At 68.4% G+C, this 26,138-nt stretch carries 21 protein-coding genes and 1 pseudogene; 6 read left to right on the forward strand and 16 right to left on the reverse strand.

Annotation, left to right across the window (positions count from 1 at the left end):
• Positions 1 to 16: 16 nt before the first annotated feature.
• Positions 17 to 1,411: an ABC transporter substrate-binding protein gene (locus G1H11_RS22205; protein WP_163820796.1), complete on the forward strand. Its 1,395-nt coding sequence runs from the start codon at positions 17 to 19 to the stop codon at positions 1,409 to 1,411.
• A gap of 95 nt (positions 1,412 to 1,506) precedes the next feature.
• Entirely contained in the window at positions 1,507 to 2,217 is a 711-nt protein-coding gene (locus G1H11_RS22210; RefSeq protein WP_163820797.1) for a glycerophosphodiester phosphodiesterase, read from the forward strand.
• On the opposite strand, the gene G1H11_RS22215 is transcribed toward G1H11_RS22210, so the two are convergent.
• On the reverse strand, positions 2,207 to 3,772 hold the full coding sequence (locus tag G1H11_RS22215; RefSeq protein ID WP_163820798.1) for a metallophosphoesterase family protein: 1,566 nt from the start codon (positions 3,770 to 3,772) through the stop codon (positions 2,207 to 2,209). The genes G1H11_RS22210 and G1H11_RS22215 overlap by 11 nt on opposite strands.
• 405 nt (positions 3,773 to 4,177) lie before the next feature.
• On the reverse strand, positions 4,178 to 6,361 hold the full coding sequence (locus tag G1H11_RS22220; protein WP_163820799.1) for an alpha-galactosidase: 2,184 nt from the start codon (positions 6,359 to 6,361) through the stop codon (positions 4,178 to 4,180).
• A 193-nt stretch (positions 6,362 to 6,554) separates the two neighbouring features.
• Here G1H11_RS22220 and G1H11_RS22225 point away from each other — a divergent pair, with 193 nt between their 5' ends.
• Positions 6,555 to 7,706 (forward strand): ROK family transcriptional regulator, encoded by a 1,152-nt coding sequence (locus G1H11_RS22225; protein WP_163820800.1) that lies wholly within the window; start codon positions 6,555 to 6,557, stop codon positions 7,704 to 7,706.
• A 94-nt stretch (positions 7,707 to 7,800) separates the two neighbouring features.
• On the opposite strand, the gene G1H11_RS22230 is transcribed toward G1H11_RS22225, so the two are convergent.
• From G1H11_RS22230 to G1H11_RS22250, 5 genes are all read right to left on the reverse strand, one after another.
• Entirely contained in the window at positions 7,801 to 8,943 is a 1,143-nt protein-coding gene (locus G1H11_RS22230) for a phage baseplate protein (protein WP_163820801.1), read from the reverse strand.
• Between the two features lie 176 nt (positions 8,944 to 9,119).
• The gene (locus G1H11_RS22235; RefSeq protein WP_163820802.1) at positions 9,120 to 10,223 is read right to left on the reverse strand and encodes a Gfo/Idh/MocA family protein; all 1,104 of its coding nucleotides are present in this window, start codon (positions 10,221 to 10,223) and stop codon (positions 9,120 to 9,122) included.
• The gene (locus G1H11_RS22240; protein ID WP_163820803.1) at positions 10,223 to 10,981 is read right to left on the reverse strand and encodes a sugar phosphate isomerase/epimerase family protein; all 759 of its coding nucleotides are present in this window, start codon (positions 10,979 to 10,981) and stop codon (positions 10,223 to 10,225) included. Before G1H11_RS22240 ends, G1H11_RS22235 begins: the two co-directional genes overlap by 1 nt.
• A gap of 66 nt (positions 10,982 to 11,047) precedes the next feature.
• Positions 11,048 to 12,055 (reverse strand): sugar phosphate isomerase/epimerase family protein, encoded by a 1,008-nt coding sequence (locus G1H11_RS22245; RefSeq protein ID WP_163820804.1) that lies wholly within the window; start codon positions 12,053 to 12,055, stop codon positions 11,048 to 11,050.
• A 75-nt stretch (positions 12,056 to 12,130) separates the two neighbouring features.
• The gene (locus G1H11_RS22250) at positions 12,131 to 13,222 is read right to left on the reverse strand and encodes a Gfo/Idh/MocA family protein (RefSeq protein WP_216844030.1); all 1,092 of its coding nucleotides are present in this window, start codon (positions 13,220 to 13,222) and stop codon (positions 12,131 to 12,133) included.
• 219 nt (positions 13,223 to 13,441) lie between these two features.
• On the opposite strand from G1H11_RS22250, the gene G1H11_RS22255 reads away from it, so the two are divergent.
• Complete coding sequence (locus G1H11_RS22255; protein WP_163820805.1) at positions 13,442 to 14,716, forward strand: ROK family transcriptional regulator; 1,275 nt, start codon at positions 13,442 to 13,444, stop codon at positions 14,714 to 14,716.
• Positions 14,717 to 14,797: 81 nt separating this feature from the next.
• Here G1H11_RS22255 and G1H11_RS22260 read toward each other — a convergent pair whose 3' ends face one another.
• The 6 genes and pseudogenes from G1H11_RS22260 to G1H11_RS22285 all read right to left on the reverse strand — a co-directional run.
• Complete coding sequence (locus G1H11_RS22260) at positions 14,798 to 15,589, reverse strand: methyltransferase domain-containing protein (protein ID WP_163820806.1); 792 nt, start codon at positions 15,587 to 15,589, stop codon at positions 14,798 to 14,800.
• Between the two features lie 128 nt (positions 15,590 to 15,717).
• A complete protein-coding gene (locus G1H11_RS22265; RefSeq protein ID WP_163820807.1) occupies positions 15,718 to 16,149 on the reverse strand; it encodes a VOC family protein in 432 nt (143 codons plus the stop codon).
• Positions 16,150 to 16,224: 75 nt separating this feature from the next.
• Positions 16,225 to 17,055 carry a helix-turn-helix domain-containing protein gene (locus tag G1H11_RS22270; protein ID WP_163820808.1) on the reverse strand — a complete coding sequence of 277 codons (831 nt, stop codon included), beginning with the start codon at positions 17,053 to 17,055 and terminating at the stop codon, positions 16,225 to 16,227.
• Between the two features lie 40 nt (positions 17,056 to 17,095).
• Entirely contained in the window at positions 17,096 to 18,112 is a 1,017-nt protein-coding gene (ilvC, locus tag G1H11_RS22275; protein WP_163820843.1) for a ketol-acid reductoisomerase, read from the reverse strand.
• A 143-nt stretch (positions 18,113 to 18,255) separates the two neighbouring features.
• Positions 18,256 to 18,789, reverse strand: a complete 534-nt coding sequence (gene ilvN / locus G1H11_RS22280; protein WP_163820809.1) for an acetolactate synthase small subunit — start codon at positions 18,787 to 18,789, stop codon at positions 18,256 to 18,258.
• 288 nt (positions 18,790 to 19,077) lie between these two features.
• Positions 19,078 to 20,886: pseudogene (locus G1H11_RS22285) on the reverse strand (acetolactate synthase large subunit); the annotation flags it as partial.
• Positions 20,887 to 21,210: 324 nt separating this feature from the next.
• Here G1H11_RS22285 and G1H11_RS22290 point away from each other — a divergent pair.
• Positions 21,211 to 23,010 carry a protein kinase domain-containing protein gene (locus G1H11_RS22290; protein ID WP_163820811.1) on the forward strand — a complete coding sequence of 600 codons (1,800 nt, stop codon included), beginning with the start codon at positions 21,211 to 21,213 and terminating at the stop codon, positions 23,008 to 23,010.
• Between the two features lie 42 nt (positions 23,011 to 23,052).
• Here the strand turns inward: G1H11_RS22290 and G1H11_RS22295 are convergent, their stop codons facing one another.
• Both G1H11_RS22295 and G1H11_RS22300 read right to left on the reverse strand, forming a co-directional pair.
• On the reverse strand, positions 23,053 to 24,444 hold the full coding sequence (locus G1H11_RS22295) for a GntP family permease (protein ID WP_163820812.1): 1,392 nt from the start codon (positions 24,442 to 24,444) through the stop codon (positions 23,053 to 23,055).
• Positions 24,445 to 24,582: 138 nt separating this feature from the next.
• Positions 24,583 to 25,068 carry a hypothetical protein gene (locus G1H11_RS22300; RefSeq protein ID WP_163820813.1) on the reverse strand — a complete coding sequence of 162 codons (486 nt, stop codon included), beginning with the start codon at positions 25,066 to 25,068 and terminating at the stop codon, positions 24,583 to 24,585.
• Here G1H11_RS22300 and G1H11_RS22305 point away from each other — a divergent pair.
• Positions 25,067 to 25,360 (forward strand): hypothetical protein, encoded by a 294-nt coding sequence (locus G1H11_RS22305; RefSeq protein WP_163820726.1) that lies wholly within the window; start codon positions 25,067 to 25,069, stop codon positions 25,358 to 25,360. The two genes, G1H11_RS22300 and G1H11_RS22305, sit on opposite strands and share 2 nt — an antisense overlap.
• Here the strand turns inward: G1H11_RS22305 and G1H11_RS22310 are convergent.
• Positions 25,327 to 26,130 (reverse strand): hypothetical protein, encoded by an 804-nt coding sequence (locus G1H11_RS22310; RefSeq protein ID WP_163820814.1) that lies wholly within the window; start codon positions 26,128 to 26,130, stop codon positions 25,327 to 25,329. The two genes, G1H11_RS22305 and G1H11_RS22310, sit on opposite strands and share 34 nt — an antisense overlap.
• Positions 26,131 to 26,138: the final 8 nt, after the last annotated feature.

A 26,138-nucleotide genomic window follows, 5' to 3' on the forward strand; every position in this document is an offset into this window, starting at 1 on the left:
AAGGACGCGTACCACCATGAGTAACAGACTTCCCCGTCACAGTTCCCTCCGCCGGCCGAGCCGCCGGTCCTTCCTCGGCATGACCGCTGCCGGCCTGAGCGTGCCGATCCTGGGCTCGTGCGCAGGTGGCGTCAGTTCCAGCGACGACGGCGAGGGTGGCGGGAACGAACTCGGCCAGGTCGACATCAGCCCGCCCAGCAAGTACCGCGGACGTGACGTGAACGTCGTCATGTGGAGCGCCATGGGCGGTGTCAACGGCGAGGCCCTCGACGCGCTGGTCGAGAAGTTCAACGAGTCGCAGGATTCCATCTACGCCGAGGTCCAATTCCAGGGCAACTACCACGAGTCGTCGCCCAAGCTGACCGCGGCGTTGCGCGCCGGTGCCGTGCCGGACATCATGATGCTCGCCGACACATTCTGGGGCAGGTTCCTGCTCAACGACGTTTTGGAGCCGCTGAACGGCTACTTGACCGACGACTTCAACCGCGACAACTATGTCGAGGCTCTGTTCGACGAAGGGCTCGTCGGTGATGAGCTGTACTGGCTGTCCTACGGCCGCAGCACGCCGCTGTTCTACTACAACAAGGACGCGTTCGCTGAGATCGGCCTACCCGACCGCGGGCCGGAGACGTGGACCGAGCTGCGCGAGTGGGGCGCGGAGCTGTCCAAGCTGACTGTGCAGGGCCAGCCGCTGAAGGTGCACGCCTTCACCGGGGATGACGACTGGCAGTTCATGTCCGCTGCCTGGCAGTTCGGCGGCAGCCTCTCCGACGGTCTCGATGTCACCATCAACACCGGCGGTGCCGTCGACGCGGCCGCATGGCAGCAGCGGTTCATCTTCGAGGACCAGATGGGCTACATGGCGGAGAGCTCCGCGGTCGACTTCGGCACCGGCGTCGTCGCCACCACCATCACCTCCACCGGTGCGCTGCGCGGCATTTACGAGAACGCTGAGTTCGAGGTGGGCACCGCGTTCCTGCCGGCAGAGGTCACCACCGGCGTCCCCACCGGCGGCATGGGCTTCTCCCTGCTGCGCGACGTGCCGCAGGAGCGCAAGGACGCCGCCTTCGAGGTATTGAAGTTCCTCGGCCAGCCGGACAACGCGGCGGAATGGAGCCTTGCGTCCGGATACCTGCCGATCGTCAAAGCAGCGGTCGATGAGCCTGAGCTCGCCGAACAGATCGCGGAGGACCCGAACCGCAGCACGGCGGTGGAGCAGCTGCCGATGGCTCAAGGTAGCGACGCGATCCGCTCCTACCTGCCCAACGGCACGGACATCATCATCAGCGGACTGCAGGAGATCTTCAGCAGTGGTAGCGCGGACGTCCAGAGCGTCTTCGACCGCGTAGCAGGCGAGCTGGAGGAAGGCGTCGAGCGCATCCGGGACGACTACGACCGCTACTTCGGCTAGAGGGCCCGGCCGCGAGGCAAGTACCGCGTTGCGTCCTGCAGGGCGAGCGCTCGAGGGCTCGCCCTGCAGGACGCAACATGAAACATGGAGTATGAATGAACTTCATCAACTGCGGCCATCGGGGCGCGATGAGCACGGCACCGGAGAACACCCTGTCCTCCTTCGCCGCCGCGGTCGAACAAGGCGCCAACGAGATCGAGCTGGACCTACGGTTGTCGAAGGACGGCACCATCGTCGTCATTCACGACGCCACGGTCGACCGCACGACGGACGGCTCCGGGGCGGTCTCGACGCTGACACTGGACGAGCTGCGCACCTTCGACGCCGGCGACAGTGAACGCATACCCACGTTCGACGAGGTCCTGGACGCCACAGATGTGGCGCTGCAGATCGAGATCAAGGACCCAGCCGTCATCGAGCCGCTGTCGGCTCTGCTGGCGGACCGCGCCGATCACCTTGACCGGCTCTCTCCCACCAGTTTCGACGAGGATGTCGTCGGCGACGTCGCCCGCAGGCTGCCGTCCACTCTGGTGGGTTTGATCTCCAAGACCGCCTCCTACGAGCTGCTCGACAGAGCAGAGGCGCTCGGGGCCCGCCGGGTCCTGGTGGGATGGGAAGGTACCGACCGTCCGCTGGTCCGAACGGCGCAGGACCGCGGCTTCCACGTCAACGTCTGGCCGGTCAATTCCGCCGAACAGCTGCGCACCGCGGCCGAGCTCGGTGTCGACGGCTTCACCACCGACTATCCCGGCCTACTGTTCGAGCACGGCTACGACCTACGCGACGGCCGGCTCGTCAGCCGCTGAGCGGAACCATGAGGTGGACGTTGCGGTCCACCGGCGTGCCGCCCAGCCCGTATCGGGCGCCGCCACGCCAGACATCGTTCGCGGCGAGCTGGCGGTGTAGAGAGGCCAGCTCGGCCACGTCCGTCGGCTCCGGACCGGGGTCGAGCGGCGCCCCGTGGTCGACGATGGTGGACGTGATCCGGAGCACCCCGTCGTCCTGCTGGATCAGCTCCAGGACCCTCGCCTGCGTGGGATAGTCGGTCATGGACGCGGTGGTGACTTCGAACAGACCGCCCCCACCTCGGCGGTGGTGTGCCACGATGCGGTTGGCGTGGTGGTGGCCGTTGAGCCACAGAACCACGTTGGGGCAGGACAGCGCCACCTCCAGCAACTCCGCGGCGTACGCGACGCCCGCCGGTGAGTCTGGGCAGATGCCGTAGCCGTTGCCCATGGACGGCGTGCCGTGATGGGAGGCGAGGATGACGACCGGCTGGTCCGGCCCGGTCAGTGCCCGAAGCTCGTCGGCCAGCCACGACAACTGTTCCCGGTCGATGCTGCCGTCCCACATCCCCTCGCGATGGTTCGTGTCCAGAACGAGGATGCACACGCCTGGAGCAGGGTCGTGACGGAAATAGCCCGTGCCCGTGTCCTGGTTGGACTCGGTGAACCCATGGCCGGCCGGGCCGGGACCGCCTTCGCGGGCACGGTGAGCGGCCACGTAGCCGGCTGTATCCACCAGGTGCCGTTCTGGGTCGGGACTCACCTCGCGCGCCGGACCGGAGAAGATCGCCGACGGCCGCGCGAGAAAGGTGGTGAGTTCCTCTCCGGCGACGATGCCGTCCGGCAACGCCACCGGCTTGCTGTCTCCGGTGGCGATCAAGCTGAGGTCCCTTGAAGGGGCTGTGGTGCCGCCGACCAGGGCGTCGTGATTGCCCAGGCATGCCAGCCAGGGAGCGCCGACGCCCGGCGAATCGAACGGCTTGGAGGCGGCCGGAATCACCTGCGGCAACGTCGGGTACCCCCACAGTCGCTGGTATCGGCTGTCCCCCGTCTCCGGCACCCAGTACCACGGATCACCCCAGCCGGGACTCTGCGGGCCGTGATAGACGCCCCCGGCCGAGACGGGACGCACGACGCCGCCGTCCATCACCGACAGATACACCTCGACCTCGTTGAACTGGGCGTTGTCGACGCTGTCCCCGGTCAGGACGGCGACATCGAGCTCGAGACGGGACAGGGTCTCCACCATCGCCGCTACAGCGTGACTGGTCAGGAGCTCGTTGGCCCGGAACGCGTAGGTCGCGGCGCCTCCCCAGCCGGGCCGCTCAATGGCGGTCTTGGCGGCGAAGTCCAGTCGCAGCGGTGACTGTGTATCAGCGATGTGGAGGTCGGTGAGGTGCGCGGATCGCAGAAGAGGCCGTCCTGGCCCCACCACCGCGCCAGGGACCAGATCTGCTCGCACCCCGTGCGCTTCGCCCGGTGCCTCGTCGAATCCGAAGTACGGGTGCTCAAGGCCGTACCGGATTGGACGTCCGATGACCAGGGTTCGCTCCGTGGTGCTTCCGTGCTCACGCATCTCGCACTCCCATCACCGATGGCGCCGCGCGCGACGCGGAAGGCGCAGCGCGTCGATACGTCCGACGCGCCGCGCTTCCGCACAGGCACACACAGCATTGCTGATGAGAAACTAGCGGCAGTTCACGATAATCTCAATCCCCTCAGACCGCCCACGGTGGGACGAACCGGCGACCTCCGCCAGTGAGGGATGATGGTCTCTTCGATCAAGAAGTGGATGTGACCAGGTCTTTTGATGCAAAGGATGGTGCGACCATGACGACGAGCGGAGCGGGAGGAGTTCATAACATATTTTCTGTTAATTCTTCTCGACTTGGCCCAGAAGATCGGCGGCCGGTCCACCTACCGCCCGGCAGTCCGTCCGGCGGCTCCTGCCCGGATACCGTGTGTGCGCGCTCGTGGCGGATCAGCTCCCCGCTGCGGCCAGGTCCTGGCCGGCGTCGACGCGGACCGCCTCGATCAGTGCGAGCCGTTCCGGATAGAGCGTCGGCGCCTGCACCCCGGCCTCGGAGGCGAACTGGCCGGTGACCACGGCGCCGTCCTCCCACCATCCCAGTGGTGAGCGGGTGGGACCGTCGATGCGATCGCCCGGAGGCAGCGGCGCGATCCGGTAGCGCGAGCGGGGGTCCAGGCCTGGGAGCCTGATCAGGCCGGTAGGCGCCTGCGCGCTGGTGGCCAGCTGTACCACCGCGAAGATCGCCCGGGATCGATCCGCAGCGACGACGCCGTGCACAAGAACCGCCGGGTCGGGATGATCGCCTCGCACTACGTCTCCGGTGTGCAGCAGCTCACGGATCCGCTTGTACAAGGCCACCCAGCCGCCCAGTTCCCGGCGTTCCTCCGGGGTGGCCGTGGTGAGGTCCCATTCGATGCCGAAGTGGCCGAACAGGGCCGTCCCCGCCCGGAAGCCGAGAGTGTGTCTGCGTCCCGTGGTGTGCGACACGGTGGCACCTACGTGCGCTCCGATCATGTCGAGCGGCACCAGGAGGCTGGTCCAGAGCTGTATCTGCTGGCGTTCCAGGGCATCGATGCAGTCCGAGGCCCAGATCCGGTCGGTGCGCTCGAGGATGCCGAGATCCACCCGGCCGCCGCCCGACGAGCACGACTCGATCTCCACCTGCGGATGCCGGACCTTCAGCTCGTCGATCAGCCGGTATGTGGCCAGCGTCTGCCGGTGCACCGCCGCCGAGCCGCCATCGCCCCGGTGACCCGCGTCCACGAGATCCCGATTGTGGTCCCACTTGAGATACCCGATGGGATACTCGCTGAGCAGGGCGTCGAGCCGCTCCAGGATGTAGGCGTACGCGCCCGGATGGCCGAGATTGAGTACCTGCTGATGCCGGGCCTCCGGAGGCAACCGGTCACCGGCGGCCATGATCCACTCCGGGTGGGCTCTCGCCAAGCGGGAGTCCGGATTGATCATCTCCGGTTCCACCCACAAGCCGAACTGCATGTCCAGCTTGGCAACGTGGTCGATCAACGGGTGCAGCCCGTCGGGCCAGACGTCGGTGTCCACGTACCAGTCGCCGAGCCCGGCGCGGTCGTCGCGTCGGCCGCTGAACCACCCGTCGTCGAGCACGAACCGCTCCACGCCCACGTCGGCCGCCAGGTCGGCGAGCTGGCTGAGCCGGCCCAGGTCGTGGTCGAAGTAGACCGCTTCCCACGTGTTCAGCGTGACCGGCCGAGGCGAGCGGGCGTGTCCGGGACGGTGGCGAAGATGCTGGTGGAAGCGGCGCGAGACCTCGTCCAGCCCGTCGCCGTGTGAGCCGTAGATCCAGGGACTGGTGTAACGCTCCCCCGGGGCGAGACGGACCTCGCCGGGCAGAAGCAACTCGCCGCCGGCCAGGACGGCAACACCACGCGGCGTACGCTCAGCCAGGACGCGGTGGTTGCCGCTCCAGGCGACGTGCATCGCCCACACCGCGCCGGACCGGAATCCGAAGCCGCTCTCACCCGCCGCGAGCAGCAGGGTCGCGTCGAGTCCGGTGCGCCCGCGGCGGTTCTCCCGCAGATACGTGCCGGCGGTGAACCGCGACCGCTGCGGGCTGCGCTCCCGCAAGTGTCGGCCCGTCATGTCGAGGAGCTCAGTCGCGACGGCCGGGACCGGCAGCGCCAGGTTCAGCCCGTCGACAACGTAGGTGTCCTCGCCCGTGTTCTCGACGCTCGCCCGCATCCGTACGAGTCCGGCGCCCGTCACGCCGATCTCCAGGATCAGCCGGAGGCGCGCGGCCGCGTCCTCCGCCGTGATCGTCACGTTCCTGCCGCCATCGGCCACGGCATCGGCTCGGCCAGCGACGGCGAACAGTGCCGAGAACGCCGGGCCACCGCGGTGTCCCGAGAGCCCGGGAGTGCCGGTCCATCCGTAGGCGGGTTCAGGAAGCAGCCCGACCGGAACATCCCGGTCGATGCTGTTGTACACCTGCTGCGGGCGCCGGGTCAGCGCCACGGCGGCCAGCTCGTCGTCGCTGAGCTCGCCCAGGTCGCGTCCCCAGTACACGACATGTGGCAGCTGGCTCCCCCGGCACTCAATCAGCAGGCTCGTTCCGCCCGCCCGGCAATGTATGAGCTCGTGGGCTTCGTCAGAGGTCATGGAGTCTCCCAGCACGGCGATCAGGTGCTGATTAGTTTTGTGTCAGAACTTATGATTGTCAACAGCCCGCAAGAACGTCACCTTCGCCGTGATCACCGGGCGAGGACCGACGTGCCTCCCGCTAATATTTGTCGTTGCCGAATTAATCCAGATGGCTAGACTGACGTCCCCAGACATGGTGTGAGGGGGTTCGATGGGCGTGGCACGGCCGCTGTGGAACGGACTCACCGACCCCGCGCGCTCGGTCGCACTGGAGGTGCTCCATCACGGTCCCCTGTCCCGCGCGGAGCTCGCGCGGCGGCTGTCGCTGTCGGCCGGTAGCCTCACCAGGCTGTCCAAGCCGCTGCTGGATATCGGGGTTCTCACGGAGATCGGGACCGACGCCGAGAGGCGCATCGGCCGTCCGGCCGTTCTGCTCGACGTCGTGCCGTCATCGCGCCATTTCATCGGGGTCAAGCTGACCGGCGACGAAGCTCACGCGGTCCTGACCACACTCCGCGCCGAGGTGGTCGCCAGCGAGCGGGCGCCGCTGACCAGTCATCGCCCGGAAGACGTCGTCGCCATCGTGACCCGTCTTGTCCAGGACCTCTCGGACCACGTGGACGGCGTCGCCGCGCTCGGAGTGAGCTTCGGCGGAACTTCCCTGGACAGCGCGACCGTCGCGAGCGCCTTCTATCTCGAGTGGACCGATGTCCCGCTGGCCAGGATGCTCGCCGACGCCACCGGCATTCCCGCCGTCATCGAGAACGACGTCGTGGCGGTCACCGAGGCTGAGCACTGGTTCGGCGCGGGACGGCAATGCGAGCGGTTCGCCGTCATCACCATCGGCGTGGGCATCGGATACGGGCTAGTCGTCCACGACCGGCTCGTCACCAGCCTGGACGTCGGGATCGGGCTGATCGGTCACGTGCCGCTCGATCCGCTCGGGCCGCGATGCCCCTTGGGCCACCGCGGGTGTGCCTACGCCATGCTCTCCATTCCCGCTATCCGCTCGTCGGTCTCCGTGGCGCACGGGCGAGACGTCTCCTACGACGAGTGCCTAGATCTCGCGGTGGCAGGCGACCCCCCGGCCCGGCGGGTGATCGACGACGCCGGTGGGGCGCTCGGGCAACTGGTTGCTCTGGTGGCCAATCTGACCATGCCGCACAAGGTCATGGTCGCTGGTGACGGCGTGCGATTGGCGCACGTCGCGCGGCCTGCGGTACTCCGCCGCATCCGCGATCAGCGCGACCCGAGAGCTGCGCCGGTCGATCTGGACGTCCAGGAGTTCGGCTTCCTGGAGTGGGCTCGCGGGGCAGCCGTGATCGCCATTCAAAAATACGTCCTGGACGAGCTGTCCCAGTGACGATCAGATGGCCGGCGCGGCGTGATCTCGTCGTACCGGCCATCTGATCTGTGCGCCCATCTGACCTGTCTCGCCCGGTGACGCAAACCCCGCGTCAGCGGCGCGGCGCGTCCTTGTACAGGATGGTGCAGAGCCGGTCGTCGGCCGGGTCGGCCGTCACGCTGGTGCCGAAGGCGAAGCCCAGGCGAGCGCTCTTGAGCTGACCAGGTGCGGACAGCCACACACCCATGCCTTCCGGCTCACGCCGGTGCAGTTCGTGGAAGTCGGTGACCCAGACCCGCTGCTCGACCTCACCGGTCCGCCAGTTGACCCTGGTCAAGTGGGTGTTTCCACGTCCCTCGGGCGGGTTGGAATCGTTGTAGATCTGACCGTCGAGGAGGTAGAGGTACTGTCCGAAGGTCGCGTAGCCCTGGAAGGTGGTGCCGATGAGCACGTCGGGCTGCGCGACGTCCGCGATCGGTTCGTAACTGTCACGTTCGTCGCGCACGTGGTCGAGCCGGAACAGCCCGTACCGGAAGCTGCCGTCCCTCCGGTACCGCATCACCAGGGTGCGGTACGCCGGGTCCACGTTGCAGGTGGTGCGGTCGACTCCCGGGACGAGCACCCGCCGCTGGAGGCCGGTGTCGCGTTCGGCATCGATGACGGCCCCGTCCTCGAACGGGAACCGGAGCAGGCGCGTTCCCCAGCCGCTGGCTCCCTCGGTGACGGCGTCGACCTCAGTCCAGAGATGCACGGACTGCCCGGTGCGCTCCACACCGATCGCCACGCCGTGTCCGAACCGCTTGAGGTACATGTGCCCGAGCATGTTTCCAGCCAGGTCGAGCTTCGTCATGGTCAGATCGCCGCGCGCGTTGCGGCGGGCATACTCTTCGTCGCCGGGCTCGTCGCCGGGCAGAGTGGTGCCGGCCTGGGTGAGCTGCACAACGTAGACGTGGCCACCGACGCTGTCCACCGCGAACGACTGCATGATGGTGCGCTGGTCCTTCAGACCGGCGTTGACGAACTGGGCACTGGTGGGACCCTCCAGATCGAACCAGGCCGAGACCGGAACCCGCCGCTGAGATGTGGCCGCCGCGGTACCGCCCGGGCCAGTAGCCCACGCCGGTATGCCGGCACCGGCGGCGCCCGCGGCGAGGGTAGTGGCAGCCGCGGCTCCCAGCCCGAAGAGCCGCCGCCGGCTCATCGAGGTGCCACGGGGCATGGGGTCGCCATTGCCAGTCCTGCTCCGCTCCGCCATGTTCTCCTCCTCCACGCGCCGTGCGGCGCTAATTCTCACGGATGGAGGTAACGCTAACGTTGAAAGACGTTAATAACAAGATTTTTATCTCAAACATACGGTAACTTCTCACCGGCCCGCTCGACGACGATGCCGGTCACCGTGGAGCCGCCACGTATCCAGCGGACAGCTGCGGATCAGACCAGGGTCGCCGCGAGGGGGTCCCAATCGCCGGAGAGCGGATCCGGTCGGTCGGCACCGGTCTTCAGAGTCACGAACCGGCCGCTTTCGGCCGACTCGGCGATGCCCGCCATCAGCTCCAGCACGTGCAGGGCGATCTCGGCGGAGGCCCGGTGCGACTGTCCGGCACGGATCGCGCGGGCCATCTCCACCACGCCGATACCCCGGCCCAGAGTGGCTCCGCTGACCGGCAGGCGCTCCCAGTCTTCCGCCCCGGGACGCAGCACCTCGAGTGAGCCCTCGAACCGATTGGGATCCGGCACCGACAGGGTGCCCTCCGTGCCGGCGATCTCGATCATGGTCCGGCGCACCACCGAGTCGAAGCTGAAGGTCGACGACGCCGTGGGACCGCCGTCGAAGTCCACCAGTGCGTTCACGTGCGTGGGCACTTCTACGCTGAACCGGGTGCCGGCTTTCGGACCGGACCCGATCACCCGCTCAGCCCGCCCGGTGCGCGCGGTGGCGGCGACCCGGTGCGCGGAGCCGAACAGCGTCACCAACGTGGTGAGGTAGTACGGCCCGAGATCGAACAACGGGCCGGCGCCGGACTGGAAGAGGAACTCCGGGCTGGGGTGCCAGATCTCCGGCCCGAACGACTGGACGGCTGTGGTCGCCGCGATCGGTGTTCCGATCACGCCTGCCGAGATCGCCCGCGCGGTCGACTGGATGCCGGATCCGAGCACAGTGTCCGGTGCGCACCCTATCCGCAGGCCCTTCTCGGCGGCCTCCGCGAGGAGCTTCTCGCCCTCGGTCACGTCGAGTACGAGGGGCTTCTCCCCGAACACGTGCTTCCCGGCAGCCAGCGCGGCCCGGGCCACCGTGGCGTGCGCCGCGGGGACGGTCAGGTTCACGACGAGCTCGACGTCGTCACGCACCAGGATCGTCGCGACGTCCCCTGCCACCGGAACCTCGTGCTCGGCCGCGACCGCCGAGGCACGATCCACGTCGAGGTCGGCCACGGCTACCACGGAGACATCGGGGCACCTGGTCAGGTTGGCAAGATACTGCTTGCTGATCACGCCGGCGCCGACGACCGCGACACCAACCGGTCCGCTGTTCATCATGCGCCTTCTCCGGATCGATCCAGCGTGGCCAAGTACCGGTAACTCGCCTCGAGCGCGTCGAGCACGTCCGTCGCGCAGGTGTCGAACTCCACCACTCGCCACGCGTCCGGCGCCGCCGCCAGGTAGTCCTCGACCGGGATCTCGCCCTCACCCACCGCGACGTTCGGCTCGCCGCGCACCACCGGGCCGTCCTTCACGTGCAGGAGACGGACCCGGTCACCGTGCCGGCGCAGCAGATCCGGCACGTCGGCCCCGCCGACCGCCGCCCAATAGGTGTCGATCTCCAGGAAGATCTCCGGCGCCAGCAGGTCGGCCAGCACGTCCAGCGCGTGCCGGCCGTCCACGATGTATTCGAGTTCGTGGTCGTGGTTGTGGTAGCCGAATCGCAACCCCCGAGCCCGTGCCTGATCTGCTATCCCGTTGAGACGGTCCGCGATCCGGGCCAGTCCGTCCGCCGTCGCGAACTCCTCCCGCGGGATACCTCCGGGGACGATCACCAGCTCTGTGCCGAGCGTGTGCACGGCGTCGAAGATCTCCGCGGCGTCCTCACCTCGCATCAGGCCGGTGGCGTGGGTGGCGCACACCGCCAGTCCCAGGTCGTCGGCGATGCGGCGGAACCCCGCCGGGTCGTCGGTCGGAGCGAAAGGCTCCACTGCCGCGTACCCGATCTCCGCCAGGCGGCGAAGCACGCCCGCGCGGTCGTCGGCCAGTCGGTCACGGGCCGAGTACAGCTGGACGGCCAGGGGCGTGCTCATAGGGTGACGTCTCCTTCGAAGTGCCGGCTTTCACTCGCGTCGGTCATGAAGAGTTGTGGGACTGGGTCACGAGTCGGAGCTGAACGCGGCGTCGAACGACGCCGTCGGCGCGTCGAAGAGCTGCGTGCGGATGTACTCGATGGCTTCGGCCGCTCCGCGTAGCCGGTCCATGCCGGCGTCCTCCCATTCGATGGAGATGGGTCCGTCGTAGCCGATCGTGTTGAGCATCCGGAACGCGGCCTCCCACGGCACGTCGCCGTGACCGGTGGAGACGAAGTCCCAGCCGCGCCGCGGATCCGCCCAAGCCAGGTGGGAGCCCAGCCGGCCGTTGCGGCCATTGCCGACCTGGCGCTTGGTGTCCTTGCAGTCCACGTGGTAGATCCGGTCCTTGAAGTCCCACAGGAAGCTCACCGGGTCGATGTCCTGCCACACCATGTGGCTGGGGTCCCAGTTGAGACCGAAGGCCTCGCGATGACCGATCGCCTCCAGCGTGCGCACGGTGGTCCAGTAGTCGTAGGCGATCTCGGACGGATGCACCTCGTGCGCGAACCGGACACCCACCTCGTCGAACACGTCGAGAATCGGATTCCAGCGGTCCGCGAAGTCCTGGTAACCGGCGTCGATGACGTCCTGTGACACCGGGGGGAACATCGCGACGTACTTCCAGATGGCCGAGCCGGTGAATCCCACGACCGTGTCGACGCCGAGCTTCGCCGCCGCCCGGGCGGTGTTCTTCATCTCCTCCGCGGCTCGCCGGCGCACACCTTCGGCTTCGCCGTCGCCCCAGATCCGGTCCGGCAGGATTCCCCGGTGCCGGATGTCGATGGGGTCGTCGCACACGGCCTGGCCGCCGAGGTGATTGGAGATGGCCCATACCTTCAGGCCGTTCTTCTCCAGGATGTCCAGCCGGGACTGGGCGTACGCGTCGTCCTCGGCCGCGCGCGCCACGTCGAGATGATCGCCCCAGCAGGCGACCTCGAGCCCGTCGTACCCCCACTCGGATGCCAGGCGCGCGACCTCCTCGAACGGCAGATCGGCCCACTGACCGGTGAACAATGTGATTGGACGGCTCATGGTCACACTCCTTTGTCAGACCTGCGGGCGGTCATTGACGAACCTCTACCCGATGATGTGCGTGAGCGTCAACGATCATGGTGCGACGTCCACCCAGCTCTGCTTCTGAGCCGACTCCATCACCGCGTCCGCCACGAGCGCGGCGCGCAGTCCGTCGTCGAACGTCGGCAGGCCATCCGGTGCGGCGCCGTCGATGGCCGCGTAGGTGTCGGCGACGAAATGGTCGAAGCAGTCTTGATAGCCCTGTGGGTGACCGGCCGGCACCCGGGCATAGCGTGCCGCGGCCGGAGAGAGTGTCTCCGGGTCCCGGACCAGCACGCTGCTGCGCTCACGGCCGCCATGCCAGAGCAGCTCCGGGTTCTCCTGATCGAAGGTGAACGTGCCCTCGGTGCCCGAGATCTCCAGGAGCAACCGGTTCTTCCGCCCGGCCGACATCTGGCTGATCACCGCCGAGCCGATCGCGCCCGCGGCAGTGGCGAACTGCAGCGTGACGACGTCCTCGGTGTCGACCGGCCGGTTGTGATCGCCCCGGCTGGCGTGCACCGTGCTCGACTGGGCGGAGACCCGGTCGATCCGATCGCCGGTGACGAACTCCAGGAGGTCGCACCAATGCGAGCCGATGTCGCCGAAGGCCCGCAACGGCCCGCCGAGCGAGGGATCGACCCGCCAGTTGTCGTCGGTGCGCCGCAGCAGCCAGTCCTGCAGGTAGCTCCCGTGCGACAGGACGACCGTCCCGATGTCCCCACGCCGGACCCGCTCTCGCGCCTCGCGCACCATCGGGTGGAATCGGTAGATGAACGGCACCGTCGCCACGCGGCCGGCGTCGGCCGCGGCGCGCGTCATGGCGCCGGCGGTCGCACCGTCGAGGCTCAGCGGCTTCTCGCACACCACGTGCTTGCCGGCGGCCAGCGCGGCGAACGTGATCTCGGCGTGCAGGTGATTGGGTGTGCAGACGTGCACGACGTCGACGTCGACCGCGGCGATCAGTTCCTCGAGCGAGCCGAACGCCCGATCAGCTCGAAGACTTGGCCTGGCGGTCTCGGCCCGCTCCGCCGTGGAGCCAACCACACCGACGACCCGGCCGCCGGCCACCTCGACAGCACGGGCGTGCACCCGTCCCATGAAGCCGGTGCCGATGATCGCCGCCGGCCGTTTCGCGTCTGACACGTTGAGTCCTTTCGGGCGGGCAGCAACCGGCCGCGGCCGACACTGGCTCACGTCGCGCCACCGCTGCCCGGTGGGTGCTTTGAGTGCCGCCACGCCGACGACATCCCATCGCCTGAACGCTATCCAGACTTCTGTTTGCGAGTCAACCAAAAGTTGCCACTTCGGCGACACACCTGTGCATTCGGGACAGTCATAAGGGTTCCATGCTTGACTGTGAACATGCGTGGACGTGCCGAACACCCCGCGGCCAGACACGGCCTGCCCGGGGCTGCCGCCCACGATCCGGGTTTCGGCGTGGGCGCCCTCTTTCAGCTGCTGAGAGACGGGCGGCCGCGCACTCGCGCCGAGCTGGCCACCGAGACAGGTCTGGCGCGCTCCACCATCACCCAGCGTGTGGACGTGCTGCTCGCGGCCAATCTGATCGGAGCGGCGGACAGGGCCGCGTCGAGCGGTGGGCGTCCGCCCACCCGGTTCGCCTTCAATCCAGCCGCTCGCCGGGTGCTGGCTGCGGACGTGGGCGCCTCGCACGCCCGAATCGCCGTCACCGATCTGGCCGGGCAGCTCATCTCGGCCGCGGGCGTGGAGATCTCCATCGCCGATGGACCGGAACAGGTGCTCACCTGGATCGTCGAGAACGCCCGGAAACTTCTGCACGACACCGGTGGCCCACCGTCGGAGCTGGCGGGCATCGGTGTGGGCCTGCCAGGCCCGGTCGAGCATTCCACCGGCAGGCCGGTCAGCCCGCCCATCATGCCCGGCTGGGACGGGTTCGACGTGACCGGCTTCCTCAGCGACCGGCTGGACACCCGGGTACTGGTCGACAACGACGTCAATATCATGGCGCTCGGCGAGCACTTCACCCATTGGCGCGACGCCGCACACCTGATGTTCGTGAAGGTCGCCACCGGGATCGGCAGCGGCCTGATCAGCGATGGTCGCCTGCATCGTGGGGCGCAGGGCGCGGCCGGTGATCTGGGGCACGTCCAGGTTCCGCGCAGCATCGACGGCGCGGGCTCACCGGCCGCGCCGGGTCCCGGGCCTGTCGCGCCGCGCGCCGACGTCGTGTGCCGCTGCGGCAACATCGGGTGCCTGGAAGCCGTCGCCAGCGGGGCCGCCATCGCGGCGGCGTTACGCGAACGCGGCCTCACGGCCTCCAGCAGCGGCGACGTCGTGGCCCTGGCACGATCCGGATCCCTCGACGCGTTGCAGCTGATCCGGCAGGCGGGCCGGGACATCGGCGACGTCCTGGCAGCCGCGGTCAGCTTGTTCAACCCGTCGGTGATCGTCGTCGGCGGATCACTCTCGCAGGTGGGCGAGCACCTGATCGCCGGAGTGCGCGAAGTGGTCTACCGGCGCTCGCTGCCCCTCGCCACGCAGCACCTGCGGATCGTGCAGTCGAAGATGGGCGACCGGGCGGGCGTCATCGGCGCGGCCGTGATGGTCATCGATCACGCCTTGTCGCCGGACCAGATCAACGCGCTCGCCCGCGCGTGAGCGGGCGAGTATGTCCAGGTACGAGCGGGCGAGTATGTCCAGGCCACCAGAACGCCGGTTCCCACGCTGATGCGGACCCCTCTACGGGCGCGTCGTCGTGTGGGCGACCCGGAGCTCATACAAATAAGCCTTGGTGATCTCGCCGCCGTACTCGTCGTCGATCAGCCGGGCGACGCACTCGAACAGGCCTTGGCGGCGCGCGGGATCCAGTGCCCTGTGCCCCGAGTACGTCGCAAGGGTGTTCAGGTAGGTCGCGGTGGTGTACGTGATGTTCTGCCGGTAGCGGCGGCGAATGGCGGGCTCGAACAGCTCGGAGCGGTCCACCTCGTCGAGCGCGGGCGGGATGTCGTCGTCGGAAAGCAACCGGACATCAGGAGGTGTGGCCGGATCCCAGCGCTCATAGCATTCCTGCACCTTGCTGAAGAACGCCTCCGAACCCCCTAGCACATGAAACGTCGTGACCGTGGCCAGCGCACCCCCGGGGCGCAATATGGCAGCGGCCTTCGCGGCTCGGACAGCCGGATCCAACCAGTGCCAGGCGGTGAAGGCGGCGAAAGTGTCGAAGGGCTCGATCGGCGGCGGCCAGTCCTCGAAGGTGGACACGACGACGTCGACCGGCATTCCCGCGACCTTGCGCTGGAGCACGCGCGCCAGGTGGGCTCCCAACTCGACCGCCACGACGTGGCTCCCCCGCGCGGCGAGTGGCTGCGTGGCCTGGCCGGTACCTGGGCCGATCTCGACAACCCGCGCACCGGGTCCGATCTTCGCCAACGAACCGAGAGCGTCGAACAAGGCAGTGGGGTAGCCCGGTCTGGCTCGGTCGTACAGGTCCGCGTCTTCGTCGAACGTCGCCCGCAGGTGCTTGTCCGCCACGCGGCAATCCTCGCAGACGTCTCATCGGGCTTCCCAGACGCGTCATCGGTCCAGAGCTGGAGACCGTGCCGCCGTCCCGAGATGTGGGGTTCCGGGGGTTCCCACCCGTGGGAACTCCCGAAACGGCTTCACTCCGACCAGGAGTCAAGGCGTTCCTGCACTTGGTCCGCCGTCAGATCCTCGGTGCGCTGGGAGATGATCCACTGGTAGCCGAACGGGTCACGCACGCGGCCCTGCCGGTATCCGTAGGGCATGTCGCCCACCTCGAAGATCGTCGTCGCGCCCGCAGCGAGCATGGCGTCGGCGGTCGCCGAGGCGTCGTCGACGTTGAGCGTGAGGATGACCGCCGAGCCACCGAGCGAGGTGGCCGCCTTGTCGGTGCCGTCCTCGTCCTTGACGTTGATCGTCGCCTCGCCGATGCGCAGCTCGGAGAAGACGACGGACCCGTCGGGCGCGGCGTAGCGGACGGTGAGTTCGGCGCCGAGCGCGTTCTGATAGAACTCGATCGCCCGATCCGCGCCGGCCACGACGAGCTTCGGTACCACTGTCGAAATACTCATGAGTCCAGCATGGCGCAGCGAACACCGGCCGGGATTGGAAATTCTTGCAGCCGTGCGCCGCTATCCACGGGGACTCTATCCGCCGATCGGGATGTGGTTCTGCTCCCCGGGCGAACGCGGGCGATACCGAGCCGGCGTGACACCGGTGAGTGCCCGGAACTCGTTGATCAGGTGCGACTGGTCGAAGTAGCCGGCGTCGGCGGCCGCGGCGGCCCAGTCGGACCGGTCCCCGTCGATGGTGCGCAGGAGCCTCTGCAGCCGCTGAACGCGCGCGAACGGCTTCGGGTTGACGCCGACGACGGAACGGAACCGCCGGTTGAAGGTCGAGGGCGTCAGGCCTGCCTGGTCGGCAACGTGGCGAACCGCCGCTCCAGAGCTCAGCGCGGCGGTGGCGTGCTCGATCATGGGATCCGGCCGGCCGGACGACAACGCGTGTCTTGTGTCCGCGCGGATGACCCGCTCGAGCAGTGCCCGTTCCAGGGTCCGCAGCGTGGTTTCCGGCGACGGCTGCTCGAGCAGTCGCTCACGCAGCACCGCACCGGCACGCCCCCACAGCGAATCCAGACCGATCACCGGCTCGCACAAGGCATCCGCCGGCGGGTGGAAGAAGGGCACCGCTCCACCCGGCCGGAAGCTGGCTCCGACGCACCATGCCTGGTCGGCGGCGTCGATCCCGATAGGGCGGGCGATCGATCCGCACAGACCGCTGCCGGTGACAGTGTGCGCCTCGGTGAAGCCTTCAGCGTCGAGCCACCGAAGGCCGTCCCGGCGCAGATTGACGACGAGCTGCATGGTGCCGGTGGGTATCGCACGCTCGAGCCCAACCAGCGTGGGCTCGTCGATGTACCAGACGGCGTCGACGAACGACGCCAGAGCCGGCACCGGCCTGCGCAGCACGCTCACCATGAGTCTCGAGCGTACCCCGTGGCCGGCGCCGGAACCCGCGTCAGCGAGCCGCGGTGCCCTCGATGTAGTCGTCCTCGGACTTCACCCAGCTCATGAGCTTGCGCAGCTCACGGCCGGTGGTCTCGATCGGGTGCGACTCGCCCTCGGCCCGCAGCCGCTTGAACTCCGGTGCGCCGGCGTCCTGGTCGGCGATGAATCCGGCTGCCCACGAGCCGTCCTGGATCGCGGTCAGGGCATCACGCATGCGCTGCTTGACCGACTCGTCGATCACCTTCGGACCGGTGGTGTAGTCACCGTACTCCGCGGTGTCGGAGACCGACCAGCGCTGCTTGGCGATGCCACCCTCGTACATGAGGTCGACGATCAGCTTGAGCTCATGCAGCACCTCGAAGTAGGCGACCTCCGGCTGGTAGCCCGCCTCGGTCATGACCTCGAAACCGCTCTGGATCAGCCGTGAGACGCCACCGCAGAGAACCGTCTGCTCACCGAACAGGTCGGTCTCGGTCTCCTCAGTGAACGTCGTCTTGATGCCGCCGGCACGCAGGCCGCCGATGCCCTTGGCGTAGGCGAGCGCCAGCGGCCAGGCGCCGCCCGTGGCGTCCTGCTCCACCGCCACGAGCACCGGCACGCCACGGCCGTCGACGTACTCTCGTCGTACCAGGTGGCCGGGGCCCTTCGGAGCGACCATCGCGACGTCGACACCGGCCGGGGGCTTGATGTAGCCGAAGCGGATGTTGAAGCCGTGGCCGAAGAAGAGCGCGTCGCCGTCCTGCAGGTTCGGCTCGATGTCCTCGGTGTAGATGTGCCGCTGGACGTGGTCCGGGGCGAGGATCATGATCAGGTCGGCCTCGGCGGCCGCCTCGGCCGGCGTCACAACACGAAGGCCCTCGTCCTCGGCCTTGGCACGGCTCTTCGAGCCTTCCTTCAGCCCAACCCGGACGTCAACGCCGGAGTCGCGCAAGCTGAGCGCGTGGGCGTGACCCTGGCTTCCGTAGCCGATGACGGCGACGACGCGCCCTTGGATCACGGACAGGTCGGCGTCGTTGTCGTAAAACATGTCAGCCACTTTGGGCTTCTCCTTCACTCTGGTGTTCCAATTTCCAAATGATCATGTAAACCAGGTTTTCTCGTGCTTTACCATGCCTGCAGGCCTGGTGAAGCACGGAAAGGCATGGTTAACATGATCATTTAGGTGCGCGGTCAGGCAGTTCGGTCGAGACGGTCGAGCGGTCGCAGCGTGCGGTCGGTGATGGAGCGCGAGCCGCGGCCGACAGCCACCACGCCGGATTGTACGAGCTCACGGATCCCGTACGGTTCCAGGACCCGGAGGAATGCTTCCAGCTTGTCGGTCGAGCCGGTCGCCTCGATCGTCACGGCATCGGCCGCCACATCGATCACTTTGGCCCGGAACAGTTCCACGGTCTGCAGAATGTGCGGGCGGGTGTCGTTGTCGGTCCGGACCTTGAGCAACAGCAGTTCACGTTGTACCGACTGCGTGGGCTCGAGCTCCACGATCTTGATGACGTTGACCAGCTTGTTGAGCTGCTTCGTCACCTGCTCCAGCGGCGAGTCCTCCACGTCGACGACGACGGTCATCCGGGAGACGGCCGGATACTCGGTGGGTCCCACCGCCAGGGAGTCGATGTTGAACCCACGCCGGGAGAACAGGGCCGCGATCCGGGCCAGCACGCCGGGCTTGTTCTCCACCAGCACCGACAACGTATGTTTACTCATCCTCTTGTCCTCACTGTTTCACTGTGGATCGCACGACGACGGACTGAATCGGGTGGGGCTGCCGCAGTGCGGGCCGGATGGCGTTCCACCCGGCGAGGGTCCCGCACGGCGAGGGTGATGGTCGCAGGCTTCCGGCAGCCGACCTCAAGGCGACGGATGTGGCATGCTTCATCGCCACGTCCGTCGACAGTCGGCAGAGGAAGTCTGCGACCATCACCCACCCAAGCCGGGCGCGACGCCCGCGGAGCACCAGCCGGGCTGCCGCCACCCAACAGGCCGCCCCACGCCTCACTCATCGCTGCGGTCCCAGTCCGGTGCCATGCCCTTGGCGATCTGGATCTCGTCGTTGCTGGTGCCGGCCGCCACCATCGGCCACACCATCGCGTCGCGATGGACGCCGAAGTCGACGACGACGGGCTGGTCGTCCACGGCCATCGCCTTCTCGATGGTGGCGTCGACGTCGTCGGCCTTGTCGCAGCGCAGACCCACGCACCCGTAGGCCTCGGCCAGCTTGGCGAAGTCGGGGATTCGCTGGCTGTGCAGGTCGGTGTTGGAGTACCGCTGGTTGTAGAACAGCGTCTGCCACTGCCGGACCATGCCGAGGCTGGCGTTGTTGATGACCGCCACCTTGATCGGGATGCCCTCGATGGCGCAGGTGGCCAGTTCCTGGTTGGTCATCTGGAAGCAGCCGTCGCCGTCGATGGCCCACACTGTGGAGTCCGGCTTGCCGACCTGTGCCCCCATCGCGGCGGGCACGGCGAATCCCATGGTGCCGAGTCCGCCGGAGTTGAGCCACGTGCCGGGCTTCTCGTAGGAGACGAACTGCGAGGCCCACATCTGGTGCTGCCCGACGCCCGCGACGTACAACGCGTCCGGTCCGGCGATCTTGCCGATCCGCTCGATGACGTACTGCGGCGCGAGCTCGCCGCCGTCGGAGGTGGTGTAGCCGAGCGGGTAGCGCTCGCGCCACTGGTTCAGCTGGCTCCACCATCCGGCGTAGTCGCCGTGCCGCCCGGCGGCGTGCTCGGCCTGGACGGCAGCGGTCAGCTCTGCGATGACCTCCTTGCAGTCACCGACAATCGGGACGTCCGCCGTCCGGTTCTTGGAGATCTCGGCCGGGTCGATGTCCGCGTGGACGATCGTGGCTCCGGGCGCGAACGACGAGAGCTTGCCGGTGACCCGGTCGTCGAACCGGGCGCCGAGCGCGACGATGAGGTCGGACTTCTGCAGTGCGGTGACGGCGGAGACGGTGCCGTGCATGCCCGGCATACCGAGATGCAGAGGGTGACTGTCCGGGAATGCGCCCCTGGCCGTCAGCGTGGTGACGACGGGCAGGCCGGCGAGCTCGGCCAGCTGCCGCAGCTCCGTCCACGCGCGGGCCCGCAGGACGCCGCCGCCCACGTAGAGGACCGGGCGCCGCGCGCCGACGACGAGCCGGGCGGCTTCCCTGATCTGCTTCGCGTGCGGCTTGGTTGTGGGGTGGTACCCCGGCAAGTCGAGCGAGGTGGGCCAGACGAACTCCGTCTGCGCCTGCATCGCATCCTTGGCGACGTCGACGAGCACCGGACCGGGCCGGCCGGTGGAGGCGATGTGGAACGCCTCGGCGATGGTTCGGGGAATCTCCGCCGGGTCGGTGACCAGGTAGTTGTGCTTGGTGATCGGCATGGTGATGCCGCGGATGTCGGCCTCCTGGAAGGCGTCGGTGCCGATGGCGGCGCTGGCGACCTGACCGGTCACGGCCACCATCGGGATGGAGTCCATGTGGGCGTCGGCGATCGGTGTCACCAGATTCGTGGCGCCGGGGCCCGACGTCGCCATGCAGACTCCCACGCGGCCGGTGGCCAGCGCATACCCTTCAGCGGCGTGCCCGGCCCCCTGCTCGTGACGGACCAGGATGTGCCTGATCTTCTCGGAATCGAACATCGGGTCGTAGGCAGGAAGGATGGCACCACCGGGAATGCCGAATACGGTGTCGACGCCGGCCTCTTCGAGCGAGCGGATCAGGCTCTCCGCACCGGTCATCGTCGTCGATTCGTCGCTGTGTCCCTGCACCATCGTCCGGCCTCTTCTGCTCGGTCTGCGTGTCTTGCTCGGCTGGTGTACGTCGTGTGGTCCGAAACTCTCCTAGCAACAAAAAACCCCTCGGCCCGAAGGCTCACGAGGGGTAGCGCGTGGGCGGATCTCCGCCGACGCGCTAGTGAAGTACGAGAATGCCGAAACGCACGGTGTCACCTTAGACTCAAGCCGTCGACTTCCGTCAAGGCCAGCGACGGATCGTCTCGCCATCCGGACTTGCCGTCCAGATGGCGGGCGTCGCACATGTGGCCGCGAGACCGAGGGGCGTCCGTTCTGTGGCGACGATGATCGCCCCGGAGCTGAACGTGGCACTATGAGCCGACGGATGAACAGAGGGGAATCACCATGTCCGGGGCGCAACGCGCAGGCGGGGGGACATCCAGCGACGCCTGGGCACCGCAGCCGGGAACTACCGCCGCAGGGACGCCGGGTGGCGGACCACCCGAGACGTTCCGGTTGGCCGGCTACCACGGCTTCACCGAGGTGGCCCGGGGCGGCGACAGCATCGTGTACCGCGCCCGCCAGGACGGACTGGACCGCGACGTCGCGATCAAGGCGGTGGCCATCGAGGATCCCGCCAACCGGGCGCGGTTCGAGCGTGAGCTCGACATCACCGTCCGGCTCGGCCGCCAGCACCCGCACATCATCACCGTGCTCGACACCGGCACCAGCTCGGCCGGGCACGCCTGCATCGTCATGGACTTCTTCGACCTCGGCTCCCTGCACGACCGGCTCGCCGCCCACGGTCCTCTGCCCGGCGACGAGGTGGTCACGGCGGGCACGGTGGTGGCCGACGCCCTCGACTTCGCCCACGCGCACGGCGTCCTGCACCGCGACATCAAGCCGCAGAACATCCTGGTGCTGCCCACGTCGTATGTGCTGGCCGACTTCGGGATCGCCCGGATGGCCGACGCCGGGCACACCGCCTCCCTGGAGCGGTTCAGCTACCGGCATGCCTCGCCGCAGGTCCTGGACGGGGAGCCGCCCACCGCCGCGGACGACGTGTGGTCGCTGGGATCCACCTTGTTCACCCTGCTCGACGGCCGTCCGCCTTTCGCCGCCGACGATCCGGACGACGACACCGCGCTGGCGTATCTGCGACGCGTCCGAACCGCCGAGTCGCGGCCGCTGAATCGCCCGGACGTGGCCCCGGAGCTGGTCCGGATCGTCGAGCGATGCCTGAGCGCCCAGCGGGAAGACCGCTTCGCCGACGCGGCGACGCTCCGGGCGGCGCTCGGTGGCGTGCGCTCCGAGCACCGGGGCTGGGCACCGGACAGCCCCGGCACCCCGGTCCACCCTGCCGGCGATGGTCGGTCTTCGGCTGACCCACATCCCTCCGGCGACGAAGAACCCGGTGGTGACGCGGACCCCCCGGCCGCCCCCTCGTCCTCCACACCGGCGAGTTCCGATCCGTGGGCCGCCGTGCACGCCGTGCCGTCCCTGCCTCCCCCGCAGCCGACCACGCCCGGACCGGTCGCGCCGTCGGCGCTCGCCCACCTCTCCGATCCGGGTGCCGGTGCTCAGGCGCTGAGCCGGACCGCTCGCGCCGGCTCGGCGTTCGACGCCGACCTCGACGCCACCGGCCTGCGGCCGAGCGAGCCCGCCCATGCCGAGCCGGCGGTGCCCACCGAACCCGGCACCCCCGGCGAGCCGCGGCACGGCTCCCGCCGCTGGCTCACGATGGTCGGGTTCCTGGCCGGAGCCCTTCTGCTCGGCACACTCGGTGGCGCACTGATCGCCGTTCTCGGCTCCGGCGACGAGCCCGACCCGGCGGCTTCGCCGCCGCCCACCCTGGTCGCGGAAGCCGTCCCGACATCGACGTCCGCCCCGGTCGAGGACGACGCCTTGGACCCCGACCTCAGCGATCCGGCGATCGCGCCGCAGGACGTCCAGCTGATCGATCAGGGCACCAGCATCCGGGTCAGCTGGACCGACCCCACCGGCGGTAACGCGTTCTTCGTCGTCGTCGACGTCACCGACGAGGCCCAGCCGAACGCGCTGCGGCAGGTGAGCCAGGATCAGACCCAGCTCACCGTCGAGGGCATCGACCCCGGCCAGGCCCAGGTGTGTGTGAGCGTCGTCGGCATCCTGGCCAATGAGAGAGATCGCTTCGGCGCGTCGAAACCGGAGTGCGTCACCCGCTGAGCCCACTCCGCGGCAGCCGGGACAACGTGTCCCAGTTCCATGTCAGACGAACGCGCTCACGGCGAAGGCGAGCAGGAAGCCGATGCCGCCGATCAGGGTCACCATGACCGTCCAGGTCTTCAGCGTGGTCTTCACGTCCATGTCGAAGAACCGGCCGACGAGCCAGAAGCCCGAGTCGTTGACGTGACTGAGCACCGTCGCGCCGGCCGCGATCGCGATCACCGTCAGAGCCTTGTATGCCTCGCTGAAATCGCCCGTCTCCACGACCGGTGAGATCAGGCTGGCTGCCGTGATCAGAGCGACGGTGGCCGACCCCTGGCTGACCCGCAGCGCGACCGCGACCACGAACGCGGCGAGGATCACCGGCATCCCGGTCTCCTCCAGCGTGTCGGCGAGCGCATCGCCGATGCCGCTGGCCCTCAGCACCGCACCGAACATCCCACCGGCTCCGGTGATCAGGATGATCGACGCGACGGGTCCGAACGCGCCGTCGGTGATCTGCTCGACCTCCTCGCGGGATCGGCGCTGAGCCAGCCCGCATACGACGATGGCGACCAGCACCGCGATGAGCAGCGCCACCGGCGTCTGGCCGACCATCCGTACTGCCTGCACGACGGGGTTGTCGCCGTCCACCGTGCCCTGTTCCTCCAGCGTGCTGAGTCCGGTCTCACCGAAGATCAGCACGAGAGGCAGCAGGAGGATCAGCAGGACGGAGCGGAATCGCGGCGGCGTCCGTTCAGCTGTCTCGCGCTCCAGCTCGTCGGATCGCGCCAGCAGCTGCGGCACGGGAACGTGGATGCGCCGGCCCATGAGAACACCGAAGAGGTAGGAGCCCACGAACCACGTCGGGAGGCCGATGGCCAAGCCGAAGACGAGCACCAGCCCGACGTTGGCGTCGATCAGCCCGGCCGCGGCGACCGGGCCCGGGTGCGGTGGGACGAACGCGTGCATCATGGCGAACGCACCGGCCACCGGCAGCCCGAAGGTCAGCAGGGATCCCCCCAGCCGCCGCGCGACGGTGAACAGGATCGGAAGGAAGACGACCAGCCCGGCGTCGAAGAAGATCGGGAATCCGAACAGCAGTGCCGCGACACCCAATGCCAGGGCGGCGCGGTTGTCCCGGGTGCGCCCCACGAGGGCGTCGGCGAGCACCTGTGCGCCGCCGCTGATCTCCAGCAACCGACCCAGGATCGCTCCCAGTGCCACCAGGAGCGCCACGTTCCCGAGCGTGCCGCCGAGCCCGTCCACCACCGTGGGCACGACCTCCGACAGCGGTATCCGGGTCGCGAGCGCGGTGAGCAGGCTGACCACGATCAGGGCGAGGAAGGCGTGCAGCCGCACCTTCATGATCAGGAACAGCAGCACGGCGACCGCGGCGGCCGCGATCAGCAGAAGTGGGCCGGTCGAGAGTACGGGCTCGACGTCGCTGTCCATGGGCCCTCCAGGGGATCTTGGTGCACTTCCAGCTACCCCGGGACAGTCATGTTCACACTTGCGAGAGGTCAACGTCCGGCCTCACACCGACGGCGGGCAGGAGTCACGCAGAGCACTGGCTCCCGCCGTGCCCCGGATCTATCCGAACCGGTCCAGCTCGACCGGCACCCGCCACGTCCCGGTACCGGTCCGGGCATTGTCGATCACCAGGAACTCCTCCACGGTCGCATCCGCGAGGCTTACCGTGACGCCCACGATCGCCGTCTCGCTCCCGCCCGCACATCGGCTCACCCCCGCCGGGCAGGCGGTCACGTAGGTACGCAACCGGTGCACCGTCCCCGGTTCGAGGTGCGCGAGGGTGACCAGGTGCCGGCCGGCGCGCAGCCCAGAGTTTTCCCGTTCCAGCCAGCCGCTGACCGCCTCCACCGTCAGCCGGTCGAGATCCTGGCGCTCGGCGTGGGAGAACACCGGCCGCAGCGACGACGCCGCCGGTAGTGGATCACCGCCCGGGAACGTGGCGAAGACGGTGTAGGCCGTCGCTCGTTCCAGTGCGGCCAGCCGGGCGGTGTGTGCCAGCCTGCTCACCGTCGGCAGGCCGGCGTCGGCTTCCGGTAGCCGGGACATGCGCGACGGGTCGGCGATGCTGATCGACAACGACCGCGAACGTCACCTCGGTGCCGATCCGCGCGGGCACGAGCGTCCTGGTCGCCACCACGGTGAGCTCGCCCGGGAACTCCTCGTCGGCGAGGTCCTGCGTGGATCGGACGTTGCGCTCGTGATCCGTGACGCACCCGGCGACCGCCAGGACACCGGCCAGCGCGGCACCGCCCAGCGCCCCGGGCCGCAGCCGACGCAGCCACCGCACCACCCGGCGCCGGGTCCTCACGATCCGCCGTCGCCGAAACGCGCCAGGTAGCCGTCGATCTCGATGTCCAGGATCTCGCGTTGCTGGAGCACCTTCTCGGCGCGCTCCACCATGTTGTAGTCCGAACGCTGAGGGTCACACTCGAAGGCGACCACCGGCTTGTTCCGTTCAACGGCGTCGTCGATCCGATCGATGTCCCCGGAGGTCAGGAACTCCGGGACGTCGCGCAGGACGGTGACATCGACCTGGTACTCGCCGTCGTGGCATGTGTCGGCGTAGATCTGATGCCAAACGACGTCGATCAACATGCTCGAGTAGCGGTTGACGATGTCGGCGTGGAGCTCGTCCCGGCTCAGGTTCTCCGCGAAGTTGAGCGCCATCTGCTCGGTCTCGGCATTGAGTCCCTCGTACGTGATGCCGAACGCCGCGTCGCCAGCATCGTCACCGTCGCCGAACGGCCACACGTCACCGAGATCGATCAGTCCTGCGGAGTGCGGGAGTTGCACCAGGCAGATCACACCGGCCACCGAGGCCAGGGCGGAGCGCAGACGACGCTGACCGCCTCTCGCGACGAGGGCGCGCCAGGCCATCACAAGCCCCGCGATCGCCAGGACCAAACCGAGCATGTTGAACCGGCTGTCCTGGACCACCTCGCCGTTGACCGTCGTCGTACTGCTCGCGCCGGCGAAGAGGACGAACGGCAGCAGCCCCAGGGCCGCGGCGACCACCGGGCGGACCACGTCGTGTCCGAGATCGACATCGGGCGCCACCGGCCGGTCCGGTGCCGTGTCCTGACCTCCCGGGCGTCTGTGACCTTCCATGTCAGACA

The sequence above is a fragment of the Phytoactinopolyspora alkaliphila genome (assembly GCF_010550695.1).
Taxonomy (GTDB): Bacteria; Actinomycetota; Actinomycetes; order Jiangellales; family Jiangellaceae; genus Phytoactinopolyspora; species Phytoactinopolyspora alkaliphila.

Excerpts from the sequence above, each read along its gene's own strand:
- G1H11_RS22205 (WP_163820796.1), top strand. The coding sequence starts at position 17 with ATGAGTAACAGACTTCCCCGTCACAGTTCCCTCCGCCGGCCGAGCCGC.
- G1H11_RS22210 (WP_163820797.1), top strand. The coding sequence starts at position 1,507 with ATGAACTTCATCAACTGCGGCCATCGGGGCGCGATGAGCACGGCACCG.
- G1H11_RS22215 (WP_163820798.1), bottom strand. The coding sequence starts at position 3,772 with ATGCGTGAGCACGGAAGCACCACGGAGCGAACCCTGGTCATCGGACGT.
- G1H11_RS22220 (WP_163820799.1), bottom strand. The coding sequence starts at position 6,361 with ATGACCTCTGACGAAGCCCACGAGCTCATACATTGCCGGGCGGGCGGA.
- G1H11_RS22225 (WP_163820800.1), top strand. The coding sequence starts at position 6,555 with ATGGGCGTGGCACGGCCGCTGTGGAACGGACTCACCGACCCCGCGCGC.
- G1H11_RS22230 (WP_163820801.1), bottom strand. The coding sequence starts at position 8,943 with ATGGCGGAGCGGAGCAGGACTGGCAATGGCGACCCCATGCCCCGTGGC.
- G1H11_RS22235 (WP_163820802.1), bottom strand. The coding sequence starts at position 10,223 with ATGAACAGCGGACCGGTTGGTGTCGCGGTCGTCGGCGCCGGCGTGATC.
- G1H11_RS22240 (WP_163820803.1), bottom strand. The coding sequence starts at position 10,981 with ATGAGCACGCCCCTGGCCGTCCAGCTGTACTCGGCCCGTGACCGACTG.
- G1H11_RS22245 (WP_163820804.1), bottom strand. The coding sequence starts at position 12,055 with ATGAGCCGTCCAATCACATTGTTCACCGGTCAGTGGGCCGATCTGCCG.
- G1H11_RS22255 (WP_163820805.1), top strand. The coding sequence starts at position 13,442 with ATGCGTGGACGTGCCGAACACCCCGCGGCCAGACACGGCCTGCCCGGG.
- G1H11_RS22265 (WP_163820807.1), bottom strand. The coding sequence starts at position 16,149 with ATGAGTATTTCGACAGTGGTACCGAAGCTCGTCGTGGCCGGCGCGGAT.
- G1H11_RS22270 (WP_163820808.1), bottom strand. The coding sequence starts at position 17,055 with ATGGTGAGCGTGCTGCGCAGGCCGGTGCCGGCTCTGGCGTCGTTCGTC.
- ilvC (WP_163820843.1), bottom strand. The coding sequence starts at position 18,112 with ATGTTTTACGACAACGACGCCGACCTGTCCGTGATCCAAGGGCGCGTC.
- ilvN (WP_163820809.1), bottom strand. The coding sequence starts at position 18,789 with ATGAGTAAACATACGTTGTCGGTGCTGGTGGAGAACAAGCCCGGCGTG.
- G1H11_RS22290 (WP_163820811.1), top strand. The coding sequence starts at position 21,211 with ATGTCCGGGGCGCAACGCGCAGGCGGGGGGACATCCAGCGACGCCTGG.
- G1H11_RS22295 (WP_163820812.1), bottom strand. The coding sequence starts at position 24,444 with ATGGACAGCGACGTCGAGCCCGTACTCTCGACCGGCCCACTTCTGCTG.
- G1H11_RS22305 (WP_163820726.1), top strand. The coding sequence starts at position 25,067 with ATGCGCGACGGGTCGGCGATGCTGATCGACAACGACCGCGAACGTCAC.
- G1H11_RS22300 (WP_163820813.1), bottom strand. The coding sequence starts at position 25,068 with ATGTCCCGGCTACCGGAAGCCGACGCCGGCCTGCCGACGGTGAGCAGG.
- G1H11_RS22310 (WP_163820814.1), bottom strand. The coding sequence starts at position 26,130 with ATGGAAGGTCACAGACGCCCGGGAGGTCAGGACACGGCACCGGACCGG.